The sequence below is a fragment of the Cupriavidus sp. 01L46 genome (genome assembly GCF_056399905.1).
In genome coordinates this window covers 1-22,276 of sequence record NZ_JBFTSF010000118.1, presented here as the reverse complement: position 1 = coordinate 22,276, position 22,276 = coordinate 1, and the positions used below count along the sequence as shown (strand labels likewise).

Annotated in this window: 20 protein-coding genes and 1 pseudogene; 6 read left to right on the top strand and 15 right to left on the bottom strand. The window is 64.4% G+C overall.

The window, feature by feature from the left end; all coding sequences use genetic code 11:
• A partial coding sequence (locus AC1DS3_RS21055; RefSeq protein WP_477127875.1) for a zinc-binding dehydrogenase occupies positions 1–230 on the top strand: 230 nt, incomplete at its 5' end.
• Positions 231–623: 393 nt separating this feature from the next.
• Here the strand turns inward: AC1DS3_RS21055 and AC1DS3_RS21050 are convergent.
• A complete protein-coding gene (locus AC1DS3_RS21050) occupies positions 624–1,571 on the bottom strand; it encodes a GNAT family N-acetyltransferase (protein ID WP_441631075.1) in 948 nt (315 codons plus the stop codon).
• A complete protein-coding gene (locus AC1DS3_RS21045; protein WP_441631073.1) occupies positions 1,568–1,993 on the bottom strand; it encodes a DUF5990 family protein in 426 nt (141 codons plus the stop codon). The genes AC1DS3_RS21050 and AC1DS3_RS21045 overlap by 4 nt, the downstream gene beginning before the upstream one ends.
• Before the next feature lie 698 nt (positions 1,994–2,691).
• On the opposite strand from AC1DS3_RS21045, the gene AC1DS3_RS21040 reads away from it, so the two are divergent.
• Positions 2,692–3,468: an enoyl-CoA hydratase gene (locus AC1DS3_RS21040; RefSeq protein ID WP_441631071.1), complete on the top strand. Its 777-nt coding sequence runs from the start codon at positions 2,692–2,694 to the stop codon at positions 3,466–3,468.
• A 44-nt stretch (positions 3,469–3,512) separates the two neighbouring features.
• Here the strand turns inward: AC1DS3_RS21040 and AC1DS3_RS21035 are convergent, their stop codons facing one another.
• From AC1DS3_RS21035 to AC1DS3_RS21010, 6 genes and pseudogenes are all read right to left on the bottom strand, one after another.
• Positions 3,513–3,947, bottom strand: coding sequence for a MarR family winged helix-turn-helix transcriptional regulator (locus AC1DS3_RS21035; RefSeq protein ID WP_441631069.1), 435 nt, complete (start codon positions 3,945–3,947; stop codon positions 3,513–3,515).
• Positions 3,948–4,209: 262 nt separating this feature from the next.
• Positions 4,210–4,412: pseudogene (locus AC1DS3_RS21030) on the bottom strand (hypothetical protein).
• 658 nt (positions 4,413–5,070) lie between these two features.
• Entirely contained in the window at positions 5,071–5,694 is a 624-nt protein-coding gene (locus AC1DS3_RS21025) for a hypothetical protein (protein ID WP_441631066.1), read from the bottom strand.
• A 445-nt stretch (positions 5,695–6,139) separates the two neighbouring features.
• Entirely contained in the window at positions 6,140–6,850 is a 711-nt protein-coding gene (locus AC1DS3_RS21020) for a TetR/AcrR family transcriptional regulator (RefSeq protein WP_477127874.1), read from the bottom strand.
• Between the two features lie 145 nt (positions 6,851–6,995).
• The gene (locus tag AC1DS3_RS21015; protein ID WP_441631062.1) at positions 6,996–8,315 is read right to left on the bottom strand and encodes an MFS transporter; all 1,320 of its coding nucleotides are present in this window, start codon (positions 8,313–8,315) and stop codon (positions 6,996–6,998) included.
• A gap of 202 nt (positions 8,316–8,517) precedes the next feature.
• Positions 8,518–9,675 carry a porin gene (locus AC1DS3_RS21010; RefSeq protein WP_441631060.1) on the bottom strand — a complete coding sequence of 386 codons (1,158 nt, stop codon included), beginning with the start codon at positions 9,673–9,675 and terminating at the stop codon, positions 8,518–8,520.
• A 355-nt stretch (positions 9,676–10,030) separates the two neighbouring features.
• Between AC1DS3_RS21010 and AC1DS3_RS21005 the strand changes: the two genes are divergently transcribed.
• The 3 genes from AC1DS3_RS21005 (at position 10,031) to AC1DS3_RS20995 (ending at position 14,737) form a co-directional block, all read left to right on the top strand.
• Positions 10,031–12,376, top strand: coding sequence for an arylsulfatase (locus tag AC1DS3_RS21005; protein WP_477127873.1), 2,346 nt, complete (start codon positions 10,031–10,033; stop codon positions 12,374–12,376).
• 11 nt (positions 12,377–12,387) lie between these two features.
• Entirely contained in the window at positions 12,388–13,641 is a 1,254-nt protein-coding gene (locus tag AC1DS3_RS21000) for an alkyl sulfatase dimerization domain-containing protein (RefSeq protein WP_477127872.1), read from the top strand.
• 112 nt (positions 13,642–13,753) lie between these two features.
• Positions 13,754–14,737 carry a Bug family tripartite tricarboxylate transporter substrate binding protein gene (locus AC1DS3_RS20995; RefSeq protein ID WP_441631464.1) on the top strand — a complete coding sequence of 328 codons (984 nt, stop codon included), beginning with the start codon at positions 13,754–13,756 and terminating at the stop codon, positions 14,735–14,737.
• Between the two features lie 190 nt (positions 14,738–14,927).
• Here AC1DS3_RS20995 and AC1DS3_RS20990 read toward each other — a convergent pair whose 3' ends face one another.
• The 4 genes from AC1DS3_RS20990 to AC1DS3_RS20975 all read right to left on the bottom strand — a co-directional run bounded on the left by AC1DS3_RS20990 (position 14,928) and on the right by AC1DS3_RS20975 (position 18,432).
• Entirely contained in the window at positions 14,928–15,560 is a 633-nt protein-coding gene (locus tag AC1DS3_RS20990; protein ID WP_441631054.1) for an SDR family NAD(P)-dependent oxidoreductase, read from the bottom strand.
• A gap of 106 nt (positions 15,561–15,666) precedes the next feature.
• On the bottom strand, positions 15,667–16,662 hold the full coding sequence (locus tag AC1DS3_RS20985) for a Bug family tripartite tricarboxylate transporter substrate binding protein (protein WP_477127871.1): 996 nt from the start codon (positions 16,660–16,662) through the stop codon (positions 15,667–15,669).
• 168 nt (positions 16,663–16,830) lie between these two features.
• The gene (locus tag AC1DS3_RS20980) at positions 16,831–17,916 is read right to left on the bottom strand and encodes an acyl-CoA dehydrogenase family protein (RefSeq protein ID WP_477127870.1); all 1,086 of its coding nucleotides are present in this window, start codon (positions 17,914–17,916) and stop codon (positions 16,831–16,833) included.
• 24 nt (positions 17,917–17,940) lie between these two features.
• Entirely contained in the window at positions 17,941–18,432 is a 492-nt protein-coding gene (locus AC1DS3_RS20975; protein ID WP_441631462.1) for an acyl-CoA dehydrogenase family protein, read from the bottom strand.
• Here AC1DS3_RS20975 and AC1DS3_RS20970 point away from each other — a divergent pair.
• Positions 18,431–18,871 carry a CHAD domain-containing protein gene (locus AC1DS3_RS20970; protein WP_441631460.1) on the top strand — a complete coding sequence of 147 codons (441 nt, stop codon included), beginning with the start codon at positions 18,431–18,433 and terminating at the stop codon, positions 18,869–18,871. The genes AC1DS3_RS20975 and AC1DS3_RS20970 overlap by 2 nt on opposite strands.
• A 120-nt stretch (positions 18,872–18,991) precedes the next feature.
• Here AC1DS3_RS20970 and AC1DS3_RS20965 read toward each other — a convergent pair whose 3' ends face one another.
• The 3 genes from AC1DS3_RS20965 to AC1DS3_RS20955 all read right to left on the bottom strand — a co-directional run.
• Positions 18,992–19,726 (bottom strand): MgtC/SapB family protein, encoded by a 735-nt coding sequence (locus AC1DS3_RS20965; RefSeq protein ID WP_441631048.1) that lies wholly within the window; start codon positions 19,724–19,726, stop codon positions 18,992–18,994.
• A 12-nt stretch (positions 19,727–19,738) separates the two neighbouring features.
• Positions 19,739–21,103 (bottom strand): TolC family outer membrane protein, encoded by a 1,365-nt coding sequence (locus AC1DS3_RS20960; RefSeq protein WP_441631046.1) that lies wholly within the window; start codon positions 21,101–21,103, stop codon positions 19,739–19,741.
• A gap of 29 nt (positions 21,104–21,132) precedes the next feature.
• Positions 21,133–22,276 (bottom strand): efflux RND transporter permease subunit (locus AC1DS3_RS20955; RefSeq protein WP_477127869.1); only part of this gene is annotated, 1,144 nt, incomplete at its 5' end.

Below are 22,276 nucleotides of genomic sequence, written 5' to 3'. Positions count from 1 at the left end.
GGCTAACGCATATGGGCTCAACACTGCGATCGCGCACATCCGCGGACAAGGCGGCCATCATCAATGAACTCGAACGGCAGGTCTGGCCGTACATCGAGAGCGGCAAGATCAAGCCGGTTGTCTACAAGACCTTTGCGCTAGTCGACGCTCGCGGCGCTCACGAGCTGATCGATTCCGGCACACACTTTGGAAAGATTGTCCTTACCACAGGTGCCGAGCTCATTGACTGAAGCCTGGCTTGCCGGTTTCGTTATGGACGTGAAGAAAGCGCGTTGCTTTTGAAGAGGGAGGCACGCCTCCCTCTTCATCAGCCTAGAGTCGCGCCCTGGGTGGCACTGGGCACTTCACTGCCCTGGCGCGGCGATGCACGGCCCCTGTGGAAGCAACTGCATGCCTGGCTGCAACTGGAGCGATCTCGCGTGCCCGACGGCAGCGTCACGGCCAAGGCGTTGGATTACAGCCTCAAAAACTGGGCGACGCTGAGCGCGCGATCCCATACCGATCTCGGTGGCGCTAGTCCCGAGGCCTGCGAGCTGGCCTCGGCGTCAGGCGCCCAAGTAACTAAGTTCCGGGAGCAGTCGATTTGGCGCATGGGGCACGCCGACAGACGGTTGCAGGCCCGACTAGGCAGGCTCGCCAAAGCGCAGCAGATGGCCGTCCGGGTCGCGTATGGTGAACTCGCGTCGGCCCCAGGGCCACAAAGCGAGTTCCTTGACGATCGGCACATTCTTGCGCCGGTACTCCTCATAGAGCGTGTCCAGTCGCGGAGCGACCAAGAGGTACAGCGAACCGGAAGGCGCACCCGAGGCCTGCTCTCGCTGTGTCAGTTGCAGCCGCAGCCCCTGAGTGGACCACTCGCCCCGGAACACCCCGGCATGCGAAACTGGGTCACCAAACACGAACTCCACCGTGAAGCCAAGTTGCTCGCGGTAGAACTCCACGGCGGAGGCAACATCAGCCACCTCCAGTACTGGCTCGACCCCATAGAACAGCGGCACGCTGTCTTGGTGAATTGGCACTCGATCGTTCTCCGACGCATTGCGGTCGAGCCACTGCGAACGCGTGCTACCGTACACCAACGTTTCACGCGATTGCCGCTCTCTCGGATAGATCTGGCGGAAACAGCCTCGTTGCGCGAACCCGAGCGACTCCGCGACCCGTCGGGACGACATGTTGGCCTCATGGATCCACAGTTCGACACGGTCGAGGTCCAACTGCCGAAATCCGAAGTCCAGTGCTGCGCGTGCCGCTTCGATCGCGTATCCCCGGGACCGGTGTACGGCATGGATGGCGTAACCGAAGCCCGGGATCGTGCCGAAGCCGAGAAAACCCACGAAACCGATCGTCTCCTGCGACGCGTCCGTACGCACGGTCCACCAGCATGCGCGCTGCGGGCGCAACATGGCTTCGATAGCCGCCCGCGTGTCCTCCACTGTCTGGTGAGGGAGCGTGTGCCAATACGGCATCGCTTCGGCATCGTGGAACAGCTCGAACAAGGCTGGCGCATCGTCCAGGCATAACGCATGCAACTGCAGTCTGGCAGTTTGCAGAGGTCGCACTAGCGTCTTCATTCGGCGGCGTCCAGTGACCGTCCAGCGAGCTCCCAGACGACCGGCTCAGTCGCGTGCGGTCGACGACCGGTAATGTCTGCCCGGATCGCTGTCGCCATCCCGAGTTCGGCTACATTAAAGGCTAGAGGTACCTTGACCCGCTGCCACCATGGCGCGATGGATGCGACAGTACGTTTCCAACTCAGGTACACAAAACGCGCTACAGGCTTGCCGTGAACGAAGGGACCAGCGAAATCTATATTGCCGGCCCCCTTGTCGCGCGCCTGGATCACGCACTTGAATTCGAAGGAGCCGTCGCGCTTGCGCGTGCCCTCATGGACATTTTGGTCCTTGTCCTGGATACCAACGGTCACCGGTTCCTCGACCGGCGGTAGCATCTTGCACACCAGGGTCACCTGGATGTCACGGGGGAAATCGCTCATGTTAACCAATCCTTCCATGCAGACGTTCGCGGGAGCCGTATTCTGCCACGGGGTGTTGACCCGCCTGCCTACACATCTGAACTGAACAGCCGCATCGACGATGCTTCTTCCGCACCATTGGCGTCCCGCGCGCTGAGCGCGACCGCTTTACTCACAGACATCGGTCCGCTGACAAGGTGGGCCGGCGGGACGCTTACGTTGCAAGTGCACTTCAGCCTCCGCTCCGAACACCAACTCATGGAGCAGACGCAATACAGCCTGCCGTTTCGCCGGTTCATTGATTTAGAGGCTGCACGCAGTGCGATTCACTATGTGGCGCCGGTAGGGAAAAAGAGGCCTACGTGACGCGCGATGCCGAACATCTCGCCGTTCCTCTAATGCCCACTGCGTCTCACATAGCCGCCCGCTACAGGCATTCTCCGTCGAAACCCGCTCCCAGCAAGTTCCAATCCGTCGGCTAGGAGCGGCAGATGACGGGTTCGCTCTACCAACGAACCTTTGCCAAACTCGTTCGATACACCACTTATCCTCAGATCGCACACGCAGACTTCCAAGGATTTATGGGGGGAGCAGCTATGGCTCTCGACGCACTGACTTGGTCCAGTGGTTTACTTCGCATGCGAATTGTCTATATACTTCGCATGCGAACTACAACGGGATGCCTGCACGGCATCACCCAACCCATCTGGAGACCGACCATGACCTCGGAAATTCGTGTTGACCTGACCAGCGGCGTTTTGACCATTACGATTGCTCGGACGGACAAGAAGAATGCCTTGACCAACGAGATGTACGGCGCACTCGCCGACGCTATCGAGCAGGCACAGCAGGACGGCGATATCCGTGTATTGCTGCTGCAGGCGGACGGGGACATTTTTACGGCGGGCAATGATGTGGGCGAATTCGCAGCAATAGCGGCGGGAAATGGCCCCGGCGAACGCCACGTGCACCGCTTTCTGCGCGCCCTTGCCAACTCGACCGTGCCGATTGTCGCCGCGGTCAACGGCAAGGCCGTCGGCGTCGGCACCACCATGCTGCTGCATTGCGATTACGTGGTGCTCGCGCAGGACGCTCAACTGATCACGCCCTTCGTGAACCTTGCCCTGGTTCCCGAGGCGGCTTCAAGTTACCTGCTTCCCCTGCGCATCGGGCACGTCAGGGCCTTCGAGATGTTTGCGCTGGGCGAGCCGCTTGACGCGCAAACCGCCGTGGCATGGGGCATCGCGAACAAAGTCTGTGCCAATGACCAACTGCGGGCGGACGCGCGCCTGATGGCCGAAAAGATTGCCGCCAGGCCCGCCGGCTCGCTTACCGCAATGAAAAAGCTCATGCGAGACGCGGAGAAACTGGTTTCGCAGATGAACAGCGAAAGCGCCAGGTTCGAGGAGCGGCTGGCCAGTGCCGAAGCCAAGGAAGCATTCTCGGCCTTCGCCGAGAAGCGCAAACCGGACTTCACCAAGGTCGCCCCGCGGTAAGCCGAGTGCCTCGCTGTCCGGCCGCTACCCGGCCGCTGCCCGGGTTACACCTCGCCCTCGTCGGCGGCCGGAAACTTCGTCTGCAGGCTGGTCAGCCACCGCGCTACTACGTCAATCTCGGCCGCGGTAAAACCTTCGGTCAGTCTGGCATTCGTTTCCTTCATGCCCGCCTTGGAACGCTGGCGAGCCGAGCGCCCTGCCCCTGTCAGCCATAGGCGCCATGCACGGCGATCGGTCTCGTCCGGCCGGCGCTCGATCAGGCCCGCCCTTTCGGTCCGGTCAGCCAGCCCGCTCATCCCGGGTGCGCCCAGATCCAGCGCTGCGGCAGCCTCGCTCATCAGCGCGCCGTCGTTCCTGCCCAGAAAGAAAAGCAGCCCAGCCTGGGCCGCTGTCGCGCCACCCGTGGCCGTGCGCACTTGTGCCCACCGCTGCAGTCGACGCTGGCCAACATTCAATAGATAAACGAGGCGATGCTCCATGTCTGTGACGGATATAGGAAGCCATTTAGTTCACATGCGAATTTTATCACGTACCCGATGCCAGCCGTCGAGGTAGTGCCTCGACGGCGTCGACTGAGGCTCGTTGCCGTGACCGGCCAAAGTCAGGCTAATGAGATGCACTGGCTCCGAGGGGTGAGCGACGCGAGCGTCGAGTCTGCATCTAGCCATGCCGCCAGTCGACAGCAAGCGAACAAGGTCCGGCGTTAAGCGAATCTCGACAACGAGATTCGCCGGGCGGCGCTCAGGCGTTGATCCAGGCGCGCGCCTGATCCAGCTCGTTGACGTGGAACGCCTTGACTTCGGCCTTCGTAAACGGGTCTTGCCGTTCAGTTCGAGATCCCCTCGCAGGCGCTCGATGGCTTCGCGCAGATCGCGGTCAGTGATTTTGCCTTCGACGGAAATCTCGACGACAGGGGAATCGGGGTCAGTGTGATACAGGATCATGGCAGGACCACTTGGCTTGGGAGGTGTTACACGCTCAGGCACGGACAAACCTAGCGTTTGATCACTACGTGATGGTACGCCTTTTCGCACGGCCCGGATCACAGGGGTTCCTGGTTCGCCAGAACTGGGCCCGGGAACTGTGAAGGAAAAGCCACTAACCGTGAGACGTGACCGTTCCGTCTCAAATTCATTGGGCAACGGGTGTACAAAGAATCAATGACTTAGCTTGCCGAGTCTCAAACAAACTGGGCAGGATTCTCCTAGTTAGTGGGCGAACGGCACGATTTGTCTCACAGTGAATGGGGACATGGAGGAGACGGTGCTCTGCCAGCCTGTTGTCGCGTCCCTCCTGAACGATTAACTGGCAACCCTTGCAGCGCTTGGGCTTCGGGCCAGTTTGATCCTATAACTCTGAACCGCTGCGCCCCCCCCCCAAGGCTAAACTATCGCAGCCTTGGCTCATTCATCGTTGAGTTATCCACGGACACGCGCTTGCCGGGCGCCCTCCTTGGCCCGTGCCGCAGTCACTGAGCCCGCCTGGGATGAGGGGCTGGTCCTGACCCTTATGAGACAGCCAGGCGTCCTGGTAAGCTGGCCGGAGCCTTCCGGTATTCGGCCATTCCGGCTTCCAGGGACCGACAGCGAGCCACCAAGTTGATTAGGACTTTCGAGCAAGCAGAACGGCGTAATTCGACTCGTCGGCCATTGCAAAGTGGTGAGGAACCGTGGTGATTTGTTGCTTAGGACCTGCAATCCATAGACATAGCGCGTCGTCGGCGATGTGTAGTAACACGTCTTCTGCGGTTTGATCGATGTCACCTTCAAGTTCCCAACCGGCGAGGACAATAGAGGTACCTGCTATGCGCCCGGCAAGCTCCGCTGTCGCCAGAAGGCGCCGCGTGAGAAGCCCGCAATCAAGTTCAACGGAAAGCGGGAACGAGGCGGTAAACGACGTTCGCTGACCGTTCTCGGCAATGTGTAGGCTACTTCTAGCGCCGGAGCCCGCGAAAGACTTGTCACCGTAAATGAACAGCAACTCGTCCCTACACGGCGCAGTTTCGAGCAGAGTCTTGCCTGCAGGCCACAATTTGCAATGCGACGCACCGGTGTTGTAGTCATTCCTGCAGACCTCTTGAAGGTTCCCAAGTTCGCTGGCGTAGAGACTCGATAGCTCGAAAACAATACTCACGCGTTCTGCGGCAGAGACGACTCGCTCTAGAATGATGACGACATTCAGATGCTCGGCCATATGAGTTTTCGAAGATGTTGGAATCTGCTTCACGGGATTCTGCGTTCACGGCTCTTTCTTTCATGTTAGCGACATCGCTTACGACTTCCATCTGAGCCATTTAATTACTTTAGGACGGGTTGCAATATCCATCGCGACGGAGTTCTCTGAGCAGTCAATGAGTGCTACCGCGTCAGTAACAGTCATTGGCCGGGAGCGCGGCAGCATCTCCTAGTGGCCAGGAGCGGCCCTTCGTCCCAAATGGACTCCGTGACCCCGTACGATCGCTGAAGGCATAGATGCGCTTGACGGGTGTGGCTTCGCTCAGTCGTCACCTGACTCGGCCGCGGGCCAGGTCCTGAATGCAGCCAGCAGCCCTGTGGCCCGCGCCCGAGCATCAGCCCACAGTCGTGGGGGCTGACCGCACCCCACGCTACTGCAGTCGAGATTCACCCAACCCTGAACGTTGGTCATTTGACTCTGAACTGCCGGCCTCACGTCAAGCCGGCCGGCTCCTGCTGCGCGACACCGCCCGCAGCTTGCCGATGGGCGCCATCAGCGCGGCGGTGCAGTAATCCACCAGGTCCGCGACGGGAGGCTGGCCGCGCTTTGCAGGGCCTTGGGTCTGGCGGCACCACTGCGCCAGCGAATAGACCACGCTGTTGTTGAACCACATCTGGCGGTTATGCAAGACCTTGCGCGGGATGCCGGGCAAGGCAGCGGCAATCATCTTCCTGGCCCGCAGCACGCCGGACATCGCGTCGAAATCGATCATGTCCGCGTTGAGCAGGCTCGGGCTGAAGGTGGCCTGCGCCAGCACCTGCACATAGAGCGCGCCCCACTGCGTGTCGCAGATGGTATCGGCAAGCGCGCTGATCGATGCTTCCACGATGGCCCGCACATCGCCACCCAGGCCGGCCGCCTCGACTTCGTCCAGGTAGTGGTTGCGCACCTTGTTGATATGGGTCAGGCGGAAATTCAGCAACTGGCTGACCAGCGCCTCGCGCGAGCCAAAGTGATAGTGCAGCGCCGAGCGGTTGCGCTGCCCCGCTTCGACCACGATCTGGCGCAGCGGCACCAGTTCGACACCATGCTCGGCAAACAGGCGCTCGGCGATCTCGAGCATGCGCCGGGCAGTCTCGCTTTCCWGCGGATTGCCGGTGGCCTGCCCGACCTCGGCTGAAGCCTTTCGCGCCGGCGGCTTTTCCATTAGCGCGCTATCGGCAAGGACCGTTGCAAGAGAACGCTGGCGTCCATGGCTCATAAACTGTTGTTCCCATATTTTAATATTTGGAATTATGGGTGCAATGCCATCAAGCKGGCAAGCATGCTGCCCGCGCCTGAGGTAAGTATGACTAGCCGCGCAAGCGCCGCAACGAGCGCTCGGGATTCTGGCCCAGCACGCCGATGATGGCGCCAACCAGCATGACCGCGCCGCACACCGTGAAGCCAAGCTCGAAGCCGTGCGCGCCGGCATGGCCCTGCACCTGCACGAGGCGCCCCATCACCACCGGCGCGATCGCGCCGGCGCTGGTCGCCACCGCCGTGCTCAGCGCGATGATGGCGCTGCGCTGCGCCTCGGGAACGATCTCGGCAAGAATGGCCGGCCCGACCGCGAACGCAACCGGCGGCAGCGTAGCCGCCAGCGCCAGCATCGCCACCTTCCCCCCCGGCGCAAGCGAAAGCAGCGGCAGCGCCAGGAACAGCAAGCCGCCGGCGCCCACGCAAGCGCTGCCGAACACCGCCCGCGCCACGCGCGAGGAAGCGCCCCGCCGCAGCAACTGCTGCGAGCACCAGCTCAGCGTCAGGCTGACCGGCACGCCAACGGCCACGATGACCGCGAACATCCTGCCGGCGGTCACATCGTCATATCCCAGCCCCTGCTCCAGGTAGGACGGCATCCAGGTCAGCACCAGGGCGAGCCCCCAATACGCCGCGAAGCCGGCCACGAAGCCCGACAACACGGTCGCATCCGTGAGCAGCCGGCGGTAAGGCACACGCCGGCCCGCTTCGCCGCGCCGCACCGGCTCGGCCTGCAGCGTGCCTTCGCGGCCGAAGCACAGCCAGCCCAGCGCCCACAGTGCCGACGCGGCGGACAGCAGGAGGAAATTGGCGCGCCAGCCCCAGTGCTGCGTAATGAAGGGCACGGCTAGCCCTGCCAGCAGCAAGCCGAATACCGCGCCCTGGTTGATCAGGGCCACCGGCAGGTTGCGCTTCTCGTGTGGGAACCACTTGTACAGCGCGTGCACCGATACCGGAAAGCCCGGTCCCTCGCCCGCGCCGAGAATCACGCGCGATGCCAGCAGCGCCGCGGCGCCGGAGGCGAACGCCACCGGAAACTGCACCAGCGACCACAGGATCGCCATGGCCAGCAGCAGCCAGCGCGCCGCCACCCGGTTGCCGATAAAGCCCACGATGGCCGCCGACACCGAGAACAGCCAGAAGAAGCTGCCCGCGATCAGGCCGAACTGCGTCGGGCTGAGGTGAAGCTCGCGCATGACCGGCACGGCCACCATGCCCAGCACGACTTTGTCCAGGAAGTTGATGGAGGAGAACACCGTCAGCCAGGTGGCCATTGCCCAAGCCTTGCGGGGCTGGTACGCGTCGGCGCGCACGGCGGCACCCTGGTCGCGCATGGCGCCCTGCGGCGGGGAAGTCGTCAACGAATCCGGCATGGTTCAGTACTCCATGGCGCATGCGGCGGGCACGCCGAGAACCGCCTCGGGTGCCGCACCGATCACCTTGAATTAATCCCCAGGATTATCCCGGGCATCGAGCTTAGTTATAATCGAACGCAGCGCACACTGGGGTTTTCCTMGTACCCGCCGGATCGGCCTGGCGTGCGGCGCATGCAGCGCCGCACGCGGGACAGCGTCCTCAGAAGATCGTGCGGATACCCAGCGAAATGCCGAGTTGCCCGCTGGCGCCGGGCGTCTTGTAATACGTCTGGGCGGTGGACGGCAGGTAGCCGACCGACTGCCCGTTGGGCAGGTAAGCGATGTTGTCCCAGTTCAGCGAAGCATTGCGCGCATACATCGCCGCGGCGAAGAAATCGGTCCGCTTGGAAATGCTGTAATCCGCCAGCGCCAGATATTGCTGCGGATTCTGCGGCTTGACCTTGGTGCCGGCAATGGTGGCCTGCTTGATGTCGTCGTAGTAATAGGCCAATGTCAGGCGCAGCGCCGAGGTCGCTTCCCAGTTCAGGCCCAGCCAGTACATATCGTCGCGATGCGGCAACAGCGTAGGCGTACCGGTGGCGGGCGCCACCGAATTGCCCCAGCGGTAGCCACCCATCAGCTTGACCTTGCCCAGCATATAGCTCGCGCCGATGGCGGCGCGCATGTCGCGGCCATAGTCGTTCGAGCCGGAGGCGCCGGTAGCCTGGGCAGTGTTAAGCGTCTTCACCTCGTCATAGGCCACACCAAGGCCAAAGCCATCGGAAAAGTAGGAGGCGCCGATGCCATAAGCCGACCCCGCGGCCAGGCTGCCGCTGCGCTCGCCAAGGGACCAATGCGTGTTCAGCGAGACCCCGCCGAACTGGCCCTGGTACTGGACCATGTTGCTCTCGCGGAAGCTCGGACCGGCAAAGCCCACTACCGGCTCGAACTCGGGCGCGTAGGCCGCGGGCATGAAGTTGCCCATGGTCAGGAAGGAAGACGTGTACTGGCGCCCGAAGGTCACCCGCCCGTAGCCGCCCTTCAAGCCCACAAAGGCTTGCCGGCCGAACAACAGGCCACCGCCAAGCTGGCCGTTGTCGGTGTTGAACTGACTTTCCAGCACGAACAGGCTCTGCAGCCCGCCGCCGAGATCCTCCGCGCCACGCAGGCCGAAGCGCGACTGGGCGATGCCCGACGAGTTCATCAGGTATTGGGAGCCGCTGCCCGGCGCCAACACGCCGTTGGTCACGTTTTGCGCATGGTTCACGTACTGCATGCTTGCGGTCACGACGCCGTACAGCGTCACCGACGATTGCGCATAAGCCCCCTGCCCCAAGACGCTGGCAGCGGCCACGGCGAACAGCACTTTCTTCTTCATCAGTCTTCCTCCGTTGTGTTCGTTGAAGGGATCGCACATGGACATGCGTGCCGCGCTCGAACGCGCCATGCCTCTTTTTAATCCGATGTCTTAATCTGTAATTCAAGAGATTAAATGCACGAATCCGTTCAGGCATCTGGGGATTTCCCGATCGCGTTGCGTCCTGTCCCCGGCTCATCACCGGTGGCGTGCATCCTGCAGCACAACTGCGGCACAGTTGCGGCCAGGACGCCACATGACTGGCGGTCCGCGCATCAGCGCGCTAGGGATAATGCTAAGTATTAATGCAGGAGATTATTGCTATCCTGACCTGCCCATTACACGTATGCAGCGCCCAAACATGGAGAGAGACGGCATGGAAAAGCCCGAAAAGACCGAGGCCGGGTCCGGTATCGGCACCTACAACACCACCCCCGGTGCGGGCAGCCACCTGCCCTTTCCCGCGCCGCCCAGTGCCAGCGTGGCCGGACGCAAGCTGTCCGAGTCCACCCACAAGCGCCGCAAAGCGGAGCCGCTGCTGCGGGACGCGCCCAACGTGATGATCGTGATGCTGGACGACGCGGGTTTTGCGCACCCGGATACCTTCGGCGGCGAAATCCATACGCCCACGCTCACGCGGCTAGCCGACAGCGGCATCCGCTACAACGCCTTTCATAACTGCGGCGTGTGCTCGCCCACGCGCGCCTCGCTGCTCACCGGGCGTAACGCGCACCGCGTCGGCTACGGGCATATTTCCGAATACGCCACAGACTGGGACGGCTACGTTGGGGTGATTCCCAAAAGTGCCGGCACCCTGGCCGAAGTGCTTCGGGCCTGGGGCTACAACACCGCCGCCTTTGGAAAATKGCACAACACACCGGCCAACCTGACCACGCCGATGGGCCCGTTCGACCGCTGGCCCACAGGTCACGGCTTTGACCACTTCTACGGCTTCCTGGGCGGCGAAAGCTCCCAGTACGAGCCGCGCCTGGTCGAGAACACCACGCTGATCGAGCCACCGCACGACGATAACTACCACCTGACCGAGGACATGGCCGCCAAGGCCGCGCGCTGGCTGCGCCGCCATAGCGCCATCACGCCGGACAAGCCATTCATGATGTACTGGGCGCCTGGCGCGGTGCATGGGCCACATCAGGTCTTCAAGGAATGGACCGACAAGTACAAGGGCAAGTTCGACGACGGATGGGATGCCTACCGGGAACGCGCTTTCGCGCGCCAGAAGGAAATGGGCTGGATCCCGGAATCCGCAGAGCTCACGCCGCGCCCCGACACCCTGCCAGGCTGGGACAGCATCCCCGAAGCCGAACGCCCTTTCCAGAGGCGGCTGATGGAAGTCTATGCGGGCTTCCTGGAACATACCGACGCGCAGCTTGGCAAGATCATCGACGAACTGGAACGCCTGGGCTTGCGCGAGAACACGCTGGTGTTCTTTGTGTTCAGCGACAACGGCGGCAGCGCGGAAGGACAGAACGGCACCGTTGTCGAATTGCTTGCGCAGAACCGCATCCCCAGCACGATCGAGCAGCATCTTGACGTTCTGGATGGCCTGGGCGGGCTCGACGCGCTGGGCGGCCGCAAGACCAACAATATGTACCACGCCGGCTGGGCCTGGGCCGGATCCACGCCATTTCAGAGCACCAAGCTGATTGCCGCCCACTTCGGTGGCACGCGCACGCCCCTGGTGGTCTCGTGGCCGCGCGGCATCAAGCCGGATAGCGTGCCGCGCACGCAGTTCCATCACGTGAACGACATCGCGCCCACCATCTACGACATCCTCGGCATCACCGCGCCGCTTGAACTCAACGGCGTGGCGCAGGATTCGCTGGACGGCATATCGATGGCCTACACCTTTGCCGAGCCGGCCGCGGCCGGCCGCAAGGGCGTGCAGTACTTCGAGGTCGCCGGCAGCCGCATGGTGCATCACGATGGCTGGACGGCAGGTGTGTTCGGGCCGCGCATTCCCTGGATTACCGTGACGCCAGGGCTGGATACCTGGGATCCGGACAACGATGTCTGGGAGCTGTACCACATCTGCGCGGACTACTCGCAGGCACGGGACCTGGCCCAGGAACAGCCCGGGAAGCTGGCGCAGATGAAGGATATGTTCGCCGCACAGGCGGGGATCAACAAGGTCTATCCGCTGGGCGCGGTCTATCGGGTGGTGATCCATCCGACAGACCGCGTTGCCCCCAAGCAGACTGCCTGGCGCTTTAGTGGGGACATCACGCGCATTCCCGAGAACGCCGCGCCGAACATCCGCTCCCGCGACCACATCGCCACCGTGGATGCCGAGTTCGGCGAGCGCGCCAGCGGCGTGCTCTACGCCATGGGCGGATTCAACGGCGGCGTCAGCCTCTTCATGGACGACGGCTACCTCGCCTACGAATACAACATGCTGGGGATGTACCGCTACAAAGTGCGCTCGCCTGATCGCCTCCCTGCAGGCAGGCACGCCCTGGAGATCGAGTTCACGATGTCTGAAGGCCACGCGCCCAGGCGCGCCGCCAGCTATGTGCTACGCGTGAACGGCGAGCGGATTGCCGCGGCGGAGGTAGGCATCACGGTGCCTGGCGCCTTCAGTGCGTGTGAAACCTTCGACGTCGGGTGCGACCTCGGCTCGCCCGTCGCGCACGAGTATTTCGACCGCGCACCGTTCCGCTTCAGCGGCACCGTCCATGAAGTCTGGCTGCGCTACAAATAAGGAGACAGAACATGCARGACATCGAAGACCGCCCTTCGGCACTCGTGACAGGCACTGGCTGCGAGGCCGTGGCAGAAGGCGTATGGCTGCTGCACGGCCAAGGCCAGTCGTTCGTGGCCGACGTTGGCGGCGGCTTGCTGGTAGTGGATGCTGGCCCCGGCGGCAAGGTCACGCGCGGCATGATTGCCGCCCTGCGCGCCCGTACGGACCTGCCGGTCATCGCCATCTGCTTCAGCCACGGCCACATCGGCTACAACGMCGGCCTGCCCGAATGGCTGGYACATGCGAGCGAGCGCGGGGAGCCGGCGCCGCGCGTGATCGCCCACGCCAATGTGATCGGCCGCCGGGCCCGTTACCAGGCCACCATGGGCCTGCAGGAGCGCATGGCCGAAATCCAGTTCCGGCACCGCGCCGGCAAGCTCGCCGGACGCCTGGTTTGCCCCGCTCCAACCGAGACCTTCACCGATGGGCTGACCCTCGGACAGGGTGCGCGGCGCGCCGAGATCATCTGGGCCCCGTCGGAAACCGACGACGCCATCGCCGTCTGGCTACCGGGCCCGCGGCTGCTGTACGGCGGCCCGGCCGTCATCGATTCGATCCCGAATATCGGCACACCTTTGCGCACCCTGCGTGACACCGTGCGCTGGGCCGAGACGCTGGAGCGGCTTGCCGCGCTCCAGCCAAGCACGGTGGTGCGCGAGTTTGGCGCAACCCTTGAAGGCAGCGAATCGTGCCAACACGTCCTGACGCAGACGGCGCGCGCGCTGCGCTGGCTGCGCGACGAGGTTGTCAGGCTGATGAATGCGGGCTGCGGCGAGCGCGAGGTACTGGCGTCGCTGGAACTGCCGCCCGAGCTGTTCGACCAGCCCTGGATGCGGCCGACCTATGGCGATCCGAGTTACATCGCACGCGACATCTACCGCTCGGAGAATGGGTGGTGGGACCGCAACCCGACCTCCCTGCATCCGGCACCGCCCGAGCGCGCGGCCGCGGAGATCGTCGCGGCCATCGCCGACCATGACGCCGTGATCCGCCATGCAGAGGCGCTGGCAAAACGCGGGGAGACCCAGCTCGCCCTGCATGTGATCGACGTGCTGGCCACCGCGCGCGACGATACGCCCACGCTCGCCAAGGCAAGGTCGCTCAAGGCACGCTGGCTGCGCGAGCGCGCCGGCCAGGTCCGAAGCTATGTGTCGCGCAGCCTCTATACGGCAACCGCGGACATGATCGAGCAAGGCAACGGGCACGCCTTTGGCATTCGCTGACGCTGGCACAGGCCCCTCACGGGCTCCAAGGGAGACAAACATGTCCAACATCGCAAAGCATTGCCCATCGCCCAACCCTGTGCGGAGCGGCGTCATCACACGGCGGCATGCCATGCGCAGCCTCGGCGGGATCGCCATGGCGGCATTGGCAAGCGCCGGCAGCCTGGCGGCGGCTGGCGCGGCCCATGCCGAACCTGCTTGGCCGGCGCGGCCTATCCGCCTGGTTGTACCGTCTTCGGCCGGTAGCGGCACCGACCTCTTTGCCCGCCTGCTAGCCGAGCGCCTGGGCAAGGCGCTCAAGCAAAGCATCGTGATCGACAACAAGACCGGCGCTACCGGCATGATCGGCAATGATGCCGTCGCCAAGGCCAAGCCGGACGGTTACACGCTGCTGTTCACCTATGCGGCGTCCGTGGTAATCAACCAGACCCTGCAGCCGAAGCTGCCCTACGATGCCTTGCGCGACCTGATCCCGGTGGCCCAGGTTGGCTCAGGGGGCAATTTCCTGGTGGTGTCGCCGGATTTCCCCGCGCGCAACCTGAAAGAGTTCGTCGCCTACATCAAGGCCAATCCCGATGCCTACGACTACGCCTCCTGGGGCGTGGGCTCCGGCGGCCACCTGACTATGGAGTCGCTCAAGATGCAGGCCGGCATCAAGCTGCGGCACGTGCCATACAAGACGGTGCCGCAAATCCTGAACGACCTGCAGGGCGGCATCGTCAAGGTGGCCTTCGTCGATTCTTCCTCGCCCTTGCAGTTGATCCGCGCCGGCAAGATACGGGTCCTGGCGCTGAGCGGCACGCGCCGCGGGCCGGCCCTGCCCGACCTTGCCACCATGACCGAGCAGGGCTTTCCCTTTAACACCGATAGCTGGTATGGCATGTTCGCGCCGGCCGGCACACCGGCGCCGATCGTGCAACGCCTTAACGCGGAGGTGAACCGCGTGCTGGCCGACCCGGAGATGCGCGAGCGCTTCATCCAGTTGAACATGTCCGAGATGCCGCCCAAAAGCAGCGAGCAGTTCGCGCAGACCGTGCGCAGCGATATCCGGACGTGGAGCGAAGTCATCCGAGCAAACCACATCAGCGCCGAGTAGACGCTCTCCATCGCGGATTGCCAGTCACCAACCCTGGCAGACGCCGCATGCGTTCCGGCTGGCGCTGCGGGGCCAGCCCCGCTAGCCGGCGCGCCGCATCAGGCTGAAGCTCTGGGCAGTCGGCCCGGCATCGCCCTGTCCTGCCAGGAACAACGCCAGTGGCACCACGTCCTCCGGATTCTTCATCCATTCACCGGCTGGCGCGAATGTCTCGCCGAAGCCGGTCATCTCGGTGCGCACAGGCCCCCGGGATCAGTTCATTGACGCTGATGTTGGCGTCCTGCAATTCCACGGCCAGTGTCTGCGTGAGCATCCACATGCCTATCTTGGCGCTGGCGTAGGATGACATCCCCGGATTTGGCCGGTAGCGCGAGCCGGAACCGGTAAAGATCATCTTGCCGCCGCCACGCCGGCGCAGATGCGCCATGGCGGCGCGCGCCGTATGGAAGGCACCAACCAGATTGACCTCGATGGTCTGCCGCCACTGGGCGGGATCGCAATGCTCGACCTTGCGGCTCTGCAGCGAGACCCCGGCGTTGGCCACCACGATGTCTACGCCGCCGAACCTTTCCGCGCTTGCCGCGAACAAGGCTTCCATGGCAGCGTAGTCGCACACGTCCGCCGTTACCGCGGCGGCCATACCGCCGGCCGCTTCGATCTGGCGCACCGTGTCCTGGATCTCCGCCGTCTTGCGCGCGCTGCATACCACGGCGGCACCAGCCTGGGCGTAGGCCAGCGCAATGGCACGGCCGATGCCGCGCCCGGCACCGGTGATGACGGCGACCTTGCCGCGCAGGTCTGGCTGCGCCGGATTGGTGTTCATAGGGGCTCCTGTTGAGAATGAAGTGTGAGCGGTTCGGGAAACCTCACCTGGCTCACCGGATTGATCCAGTTGTCATTTTTTTCTATTTTGATCCGACGTCGCGCCGCTACTCCGCCTTCAGCCCGGCAATCTTGACGGCTTCGCCCCAGGCGGCAAGGTCATCGCGCACCAGCCGGCCAAGGTCTTCGGGCTTGGACGGCGCGCCGGGCCGCAGGTACATGGCCTCGAAGCGCGCGCGCTCGGTGGGTGACGCGATGATCTCGTTGATCTCCGCGTTGAGCCGCGAGACGATCGACGCCGGCAGGCTCCGGGGCCCGAACACGGCCAGCCAGCTGGCGTAGTCGAACTTCACCCCCTGCTCCGACATGGTTGGCACGTCGGGCAGCGGTAGCAGCCGCTCCGGCCCGGAGACCGCCACGGCGCGAATGCGGCCGGACTTCAGGTGCGGCAACGCGGACACCGAATCCGCGAAGCCTATCTGCACGTGCCCGGCGGCCAGGTCGTTGCTGCATTGGGTCGCCGTCTTGTAGGGCACGTGCCGCAGCTTGATGCCCGTCCTGGCCTTCAGCACCTCCATGGCTAGATGGCCACCGGAGCCCACGCCCCAGGAGCAATAGGCCAGCTCGGTCGGGCTGGCCTTGACGTAGCCGATCAATGCCTGCAGCGACTTGACCGGCACGGTGCTGGTGACCACCAGCACATTGCCGCCCGGCGCGCTGGGGCGCCCGATGGGCGTGAAGTCCTTGACCKGGTCGTACGGCAGGTTCGCCATCAGCCATGGGTTGACGGTCGTGGTCGCGGAGTAGGTAAAGAATGTGTAGCCATCGGGCTCGGCGCGCGCCACGGTCTCGTTGGCKAGCATCCCGTTGGCACCTGGCCGGTTGTCGACGACGACCGGTTGCTTGAGCGCTACCGTGAGCCGGTCGGCCAGTAGCCGCGCGGTCTGGTCGGTCACGGTGCCGGCGCCGGAGGGCACCACCATCCGGATGGGGCGGGCCGGATAGGCGCCTTCGGCATGCGCTGTGGCGCTGGCCGCGCCAAAGGAAAAGGCAATGGCCGTGCACCGTGCGAACGTCAGTGCGCGCGGGATAGTGCTGAACATAAGTTGTCTCCTGACTGGCATCGCTGCCGCAGGCCGGTACATTGCCGGCCTGTTTTGAAACCGGGGCGCGCTGGCGCCCCTCCCCGTTCACCGCATACTTGACAGGCTTACGCGGGCGCTGCGCAGGCGTCGTCGAGCGCGGCCAGCCGCTCCAGATGCCAGTCGACGTCACCAAACACGTCCGATTTCCATCTCGTCGGTCATGCCCACGGCGCCATGCAATTGCACCGCCTCCTCGCCCAGCTTGCGTCCCGCCGCGGACACAAAGGCCTTGGCGTGCGACACCACGCGCATGCGCTCGCGCGGCGCGTCCTGCAACCGCGCCGCCGCGGACTCGGTGATGGCACGTGCTTGCTCGATGGAGACGAACAGGTCCACCAGCCGATGCCGAATAACCTGATTGGCGGTGATGGCGCGCCCGAACTGCTCACGCGTGGCGAGGTAGTCGCGGGTCAGCGCGARCGCCCGCGCCATGGTGCCGACGCTTTCCGCGCAGGCCATGGTCGTGGCGTGGTCGATGGCGGCTTCCACGCGGGGCCAAGCTGTATCTCGTGCGCCGATGAGCGCGGGCGCGGGGACCACCACGCCGCGCAACGTCAGCGCTGCGGTCTGGCGGCCGTCATAGGTCGGCAAGGCATCGACCGACAAGCCGGCTGTGTTCGCGGGCACGGCAAACAGACTCAGGCCATGGCGGTCGCGCCGCTTGCCCGCCGTGCGTGCCAGTACCAGGAACAGGTCGGCTGCGCCACCCGCCAGCACCAGCGTCTTGCGGCCGTCGAGTAGCCATCCCTGCGCCTCGGGCTGTGCCGTGGCGGTAATGTCGAAGGCATCGTAGCGGCCCTGGATTTCCCGCGCGGCCAGCGCGAGCTTGAGGCGGCCCKCCGCCATGGCGGCGACATGGCCGCACTGCACCTCGTCCGCATCCTGCACCAGCAACGGGCCGCATAGTGCCGCATTGGCTAGCCAGGGCTCCGCCACCAGCGCGCGCCCCAGTTCCTCCGCCAACGCGGCCTGGTCCAGCGCGCTACCGAACCCGCCACAGGCCTCGGGCAGGCCCAGCGCCAGCCAGCCGAAGCCGGCAAAATCCGACCAGTGCTGCGCCGCGAGCCCGGCTGGCTCGGCCAGTGCGGCGCTGCGCTGCGCAAAGCCATAACTGCGTTCGACATAGCGACGCACGCTTTCCTGCATCATGCGCCGCTCTTCCGTGAGGTCCGCGACTGCAGTGAGTTCCGTGAGTTCCGTGAGTTCCGTCATCGTGTTTCCTTGCGTCCCGGCGTCTCAGAGCCCAAGCACTTGCTTGGCCAGCAACTCGTGCTGGATTTCGCTGGAGCCGCCCGCGATGGTGTAGCCGCGGGTAACGAAGCGCCTTGCCGACGCCGCCGGCGCATAGGCGGAGCGCCCGACCTCGGGCGCCGCCGGCTCGAAATGCGCTGCGCGGTCATAAGCCAGCGTGTCTGGTCCCAGCGCATCGACGGCCAGGTTCTCGATGTCCTGGATCAGCACGCTGCCGAGCAGCTTCAGCATGCCGGTCTCGGCACCCAACGGCTTGCCCGCCTGCGCTTGCCGCCGAAAGCGCAGCACGGTGGCGGCCAGCACTTCAACGCGCACCTCCAGCTCGCGGTACCGCCGCATGAACCAGGGCCGGCGCATCAGCGGCACACCCGCCTCCTCCAGTTCCAGCCCGAGCGCGCGCACCTTGGACAGGCGGCGCCGGTTCTCCGCCACGCGGGCCAGGTTCAGGCGCTCGTACTCCAGCAGGGATTTGGCGATGGTCCAACCGGGGACGGGCGCGATGGCACTTACCGCCGCCGGCGCGGCCGTGCACCATTCGCGGCGCAGGATCCCMTGCTTCGCGCGCTGGCGGCGTGAAGAGACGCCGGTAACGCTAGGCGGCAGCCAGTCGATGGAGCCACCAGACCAGGGGGCTGCCTGGCGGCACGAGGGAGGCGGGGTTGCAGCAGGACCCAGCCGGGGACGCCACGGATGTCTTGGTGCTGTCCAGCCGGTTCTTGCTCGCCACCGTCGGCACCCGGGCCCAGCGGGAGCGTGCTCTTGGTGGCGCCGAACCGAGCGCGGGGTGATTTGTGGCGACGCCCCGGAAAGCGTGCGTCAGATGCGCGTGGGGCTGCGTCGCCTGTGTTCCGTGCTCGATCTCTTTGCGGGCAGCACGCCGCGCAGGCGGTGGATTCCGAGCGCTACACGCGGCTGATCCTGGAGCTTTGCCGGTGGCTGAAAAGCGCTGACTGGCATCGGGATCTGGACGAAACGCAGCGCGCCTTGCTTGCATGAGCGGCATCGCGCACGCATCGTGGCCAAGAAGCTACCCGGCTCAACTGCGCACCGGCACAATGCTGAACCGGGAGACCCCTTGGGTTGCAGCCATCTCGGCCGCCAGTCCCGCTGGCGATAGCGCGCGCGCCTTGTCCGGCGCGACCAGGCTGACTCGCCACACGGCCTGATTGTCCGCGAACGTGATGGTCAGGCTGTCGTGCAGCACGCGATAGCCGCGGGACTTTGCCCTGTCGATCAGTAGATCGAGATCCGGCGCTTCGCCGGGTTGGAAAGTCAGAGACACATCCAGCGTCGTGCGCCCCGGAAGCCTGGATTCAAGCCGGTGCAACAAAGACATCGAGCTCACGCACAGCACGGCGAGCAGCAGCGCTGCGGCATAGAAACCAACGCCGAGCAACACGCCTATGGCCGAGGCAGCCCAGATGGATGCCGCGGTCGTGAGGCCGCGGATGCGCATACCGTCCTTCATGATGACTCCGGCGCAGAGGAAACCGACGCCGGTGACCACGCCCTGGATGGTATGGGTCGGGTCTGCCTGGATGTGCGCTGTGGCACCGCCGTACCAGAGCGGCGCGTGACCGACGAACACCGTCAGCGCCGTCGACGCCATGCACACGAGGCCGTAGGTGCGCATGCCGGCGGCGCGGCCGTTGTACGAGCGCTCGTAGCCAACCAGCATGCCGAGCAGCAGCGCGCCCACCATGTTCAGCCCGATGAACGCGTTGGCGGCGAGAAAGGCGCCGCTCCAATAGTGCTGCAGATCTCCTAGCATAGGATTTCGCGATCAGGCTGCGAGCCAGGCGTTCAGCGAGCGCAAGGTCTCCTCGCTCAATTCGCCCGCCGCCGCGGCAAGCCTCAGACGGCCAAGGAGGTAGTCCAGGCGTGCCTGGACCAGGTCGAGCTCAGCGGTGAACACGCGCTGCTGCGCGTCGAGCACGTCGGGTTGCGTACGGGTGCCGACGTCCCGGCCAAGCGTCGTTGCCGCGAGCGCACTACGCGCCGAAGTGAGCGACTGCTCGAGTGCAGCGACGCGCGACACGCCGGTTTTCACCGAGAGGAATCCGTCCTGCACCCGCAAACGCACGTCTCGCCGGGCGGCGGCAATCTCCTGCTCCGCCTGACTCTTCCTCGCGGCCGATTCCCGCTCGCGCGAATCCAGTCCGCCGCCGGCGTACAACGGAATGTTGAGCTGCAAGCCGATCGTCGCGGTTCGGGTGTTGCTGCCAGCAATCCAGGGAGCCAGGTTGCCGGTTTGCCCTTGTGCGCCATAACGCGCCACGAGCGCGACGGTCGGGCGACTGCTGACGCGGTACTTATCGATCTCCGCGCCGGCAATGTCGTGCTCCGACTGCCTGGTCTTGACGAGGTAGCTCTGTTCTTCACCCTTTGCCTGCCACGCCGTGAGATTGTCCGGTTCCGGCGGCCGCGGCACGAAGCCAGGCGCCAACCCGCTGAGCTGATCGGGCGGCGTGCCGACGGTTTCCAGGAATCGCGTGCGTCGCTGTTCGAGCGCAGATTGTGCCGTGACCTCGCGGCTCTCCACCCCATCCAGGCGCGCCTGGGCTTCATGAAGATCGGTGATCTTGCCCTGGCCGATGTCAAAGCGTGCCTTCGCGCGGTCGCGTTGCTGTCGCAACGCCCCCTTCTCGGCCTGCACCACGCGGAGCGTCTCCTCGCCCAACACGACGCCGAAGTAAGCCTCGGCCACCCGCAAGGCCAGATCCTGGCGAGACTGGTCGAATTGCGTTTGCGCCAGGTTGGATTGCTCGTGCAACTGCCGTCTCGTGGCCACAGCACTCCTGTCGTACAGCGGCTGCACGAGCATCACCCCGGCCTGGCGAGCAGTGCCCGAACTATCGGCGGAGACCAACGGCGCGAGCTCGGCAGGCGGGTTGGCGGACGATCGATTGTTGATCCGGTCCAGTGCCGCCTGGAGGCTTACGCGGGGACGCAGCAAGGCGTCGCCTTGCACAGCCTTCTCCCGTCCCGCCGTGAGCGCATCATTCGCAGCGAGGCTCGTCGGATCATGCGCCAATGCCTGCTGATAGGCCCCCACGAGATCGATAGCGCTCGACGCTCCAGCGTTCATGAAAAGCATGCAGCCCAAAGCCACCTGCCCGGCCCGCAGGGCCATATTCAATCTATTCATCGCATTTACTCTCAACGTCACATCTGCGATCAAACGGTCGCAGGGCGCTTGGYCCGGTACCAGGTCGCATACAGAGCGGGAAGGAAGACGAGCGTCAGCACGGTGGCAACGGCGAGCCCTCCCATGATTGCCCACGCCATGGGGCCCCAGAACACGGAATGGGTAAGCGGTACCATCGCCAGAATTGCCGCCAAGGCAGTCAGCACGATCGGGCGTAGCCGTCGCACCGCCGCCTCGACGATGGCTGTCCACAGTGCAACGCCCGCGCCCACATCCTGATCAATCTGCACGACAAGGATCACCGAGTTGCGGATGATCATTCCAGCGAGGGCGATAACACCCAACATGGCGACAAAACCGAATGGAATCTGAAACGCGGCCATGATCGCGCTGACACCGATCAGCCCGAGCGGCGCGGTCAGCAGGACCATTGCCATCTTCCTCATGTCCTGCAGTTGGATCATCAGCAGCACAAGTACTACGATGATCGTCACAGGCATCACCGCGAATACAGAACGCTGGGCTTTCGCACTCGACTCGTAAGCGCCGCCAATCTCGATGCCGTACCCCAGCGGGAGCGCCTTTTCCAGGGCGTCGATCTTCGGCTGCATTGCATGCGTGACGTCAGGTGCCTGCGCCCCCGCGATGTCGGCGCGAACGGTCAGCGTTGGCACGCGGTTGCGCCGCCACAGTTCGCTTTCCTCGCTGTCAAGCGCGAGTCGGGCCACTTGCGAGACCGGTACAAACTTGCCGTCGCGCACATAGATCTTTGCGTCCTTCAGGTTGTTCAGGTCCGTGCGTTCCGCGGCGACGAGGCGCGAGACCACGTCGATACCTTGGTCTTCCTCGCGGTACTGCGTGATMGGCGTGCCCGACAGCGAGGCCTCAAGGGCCTCTTTGATCTGGCCTGAGCTGATACCCAGTGCGCGCGCCTTGTCCTGGTCGACGTCGACCTGCACGCGCTTGATGCGTTCGCCCCAGTCCAGGTTAACCTGGCGCACGTGCGACTCTTCACGCATGATGTCCGCCACCTGCTGCCCGATTGCACGAACTTTGGCGTTGTCCTGCCCGTACACACGGAACTGCACCGGGTAACCGACAGGCGGACCGTTCTCCAGGTGATTGACGCGGCCACGCACATTCGGGAATCTTCCGTTGAACAGCGTCTCGAGC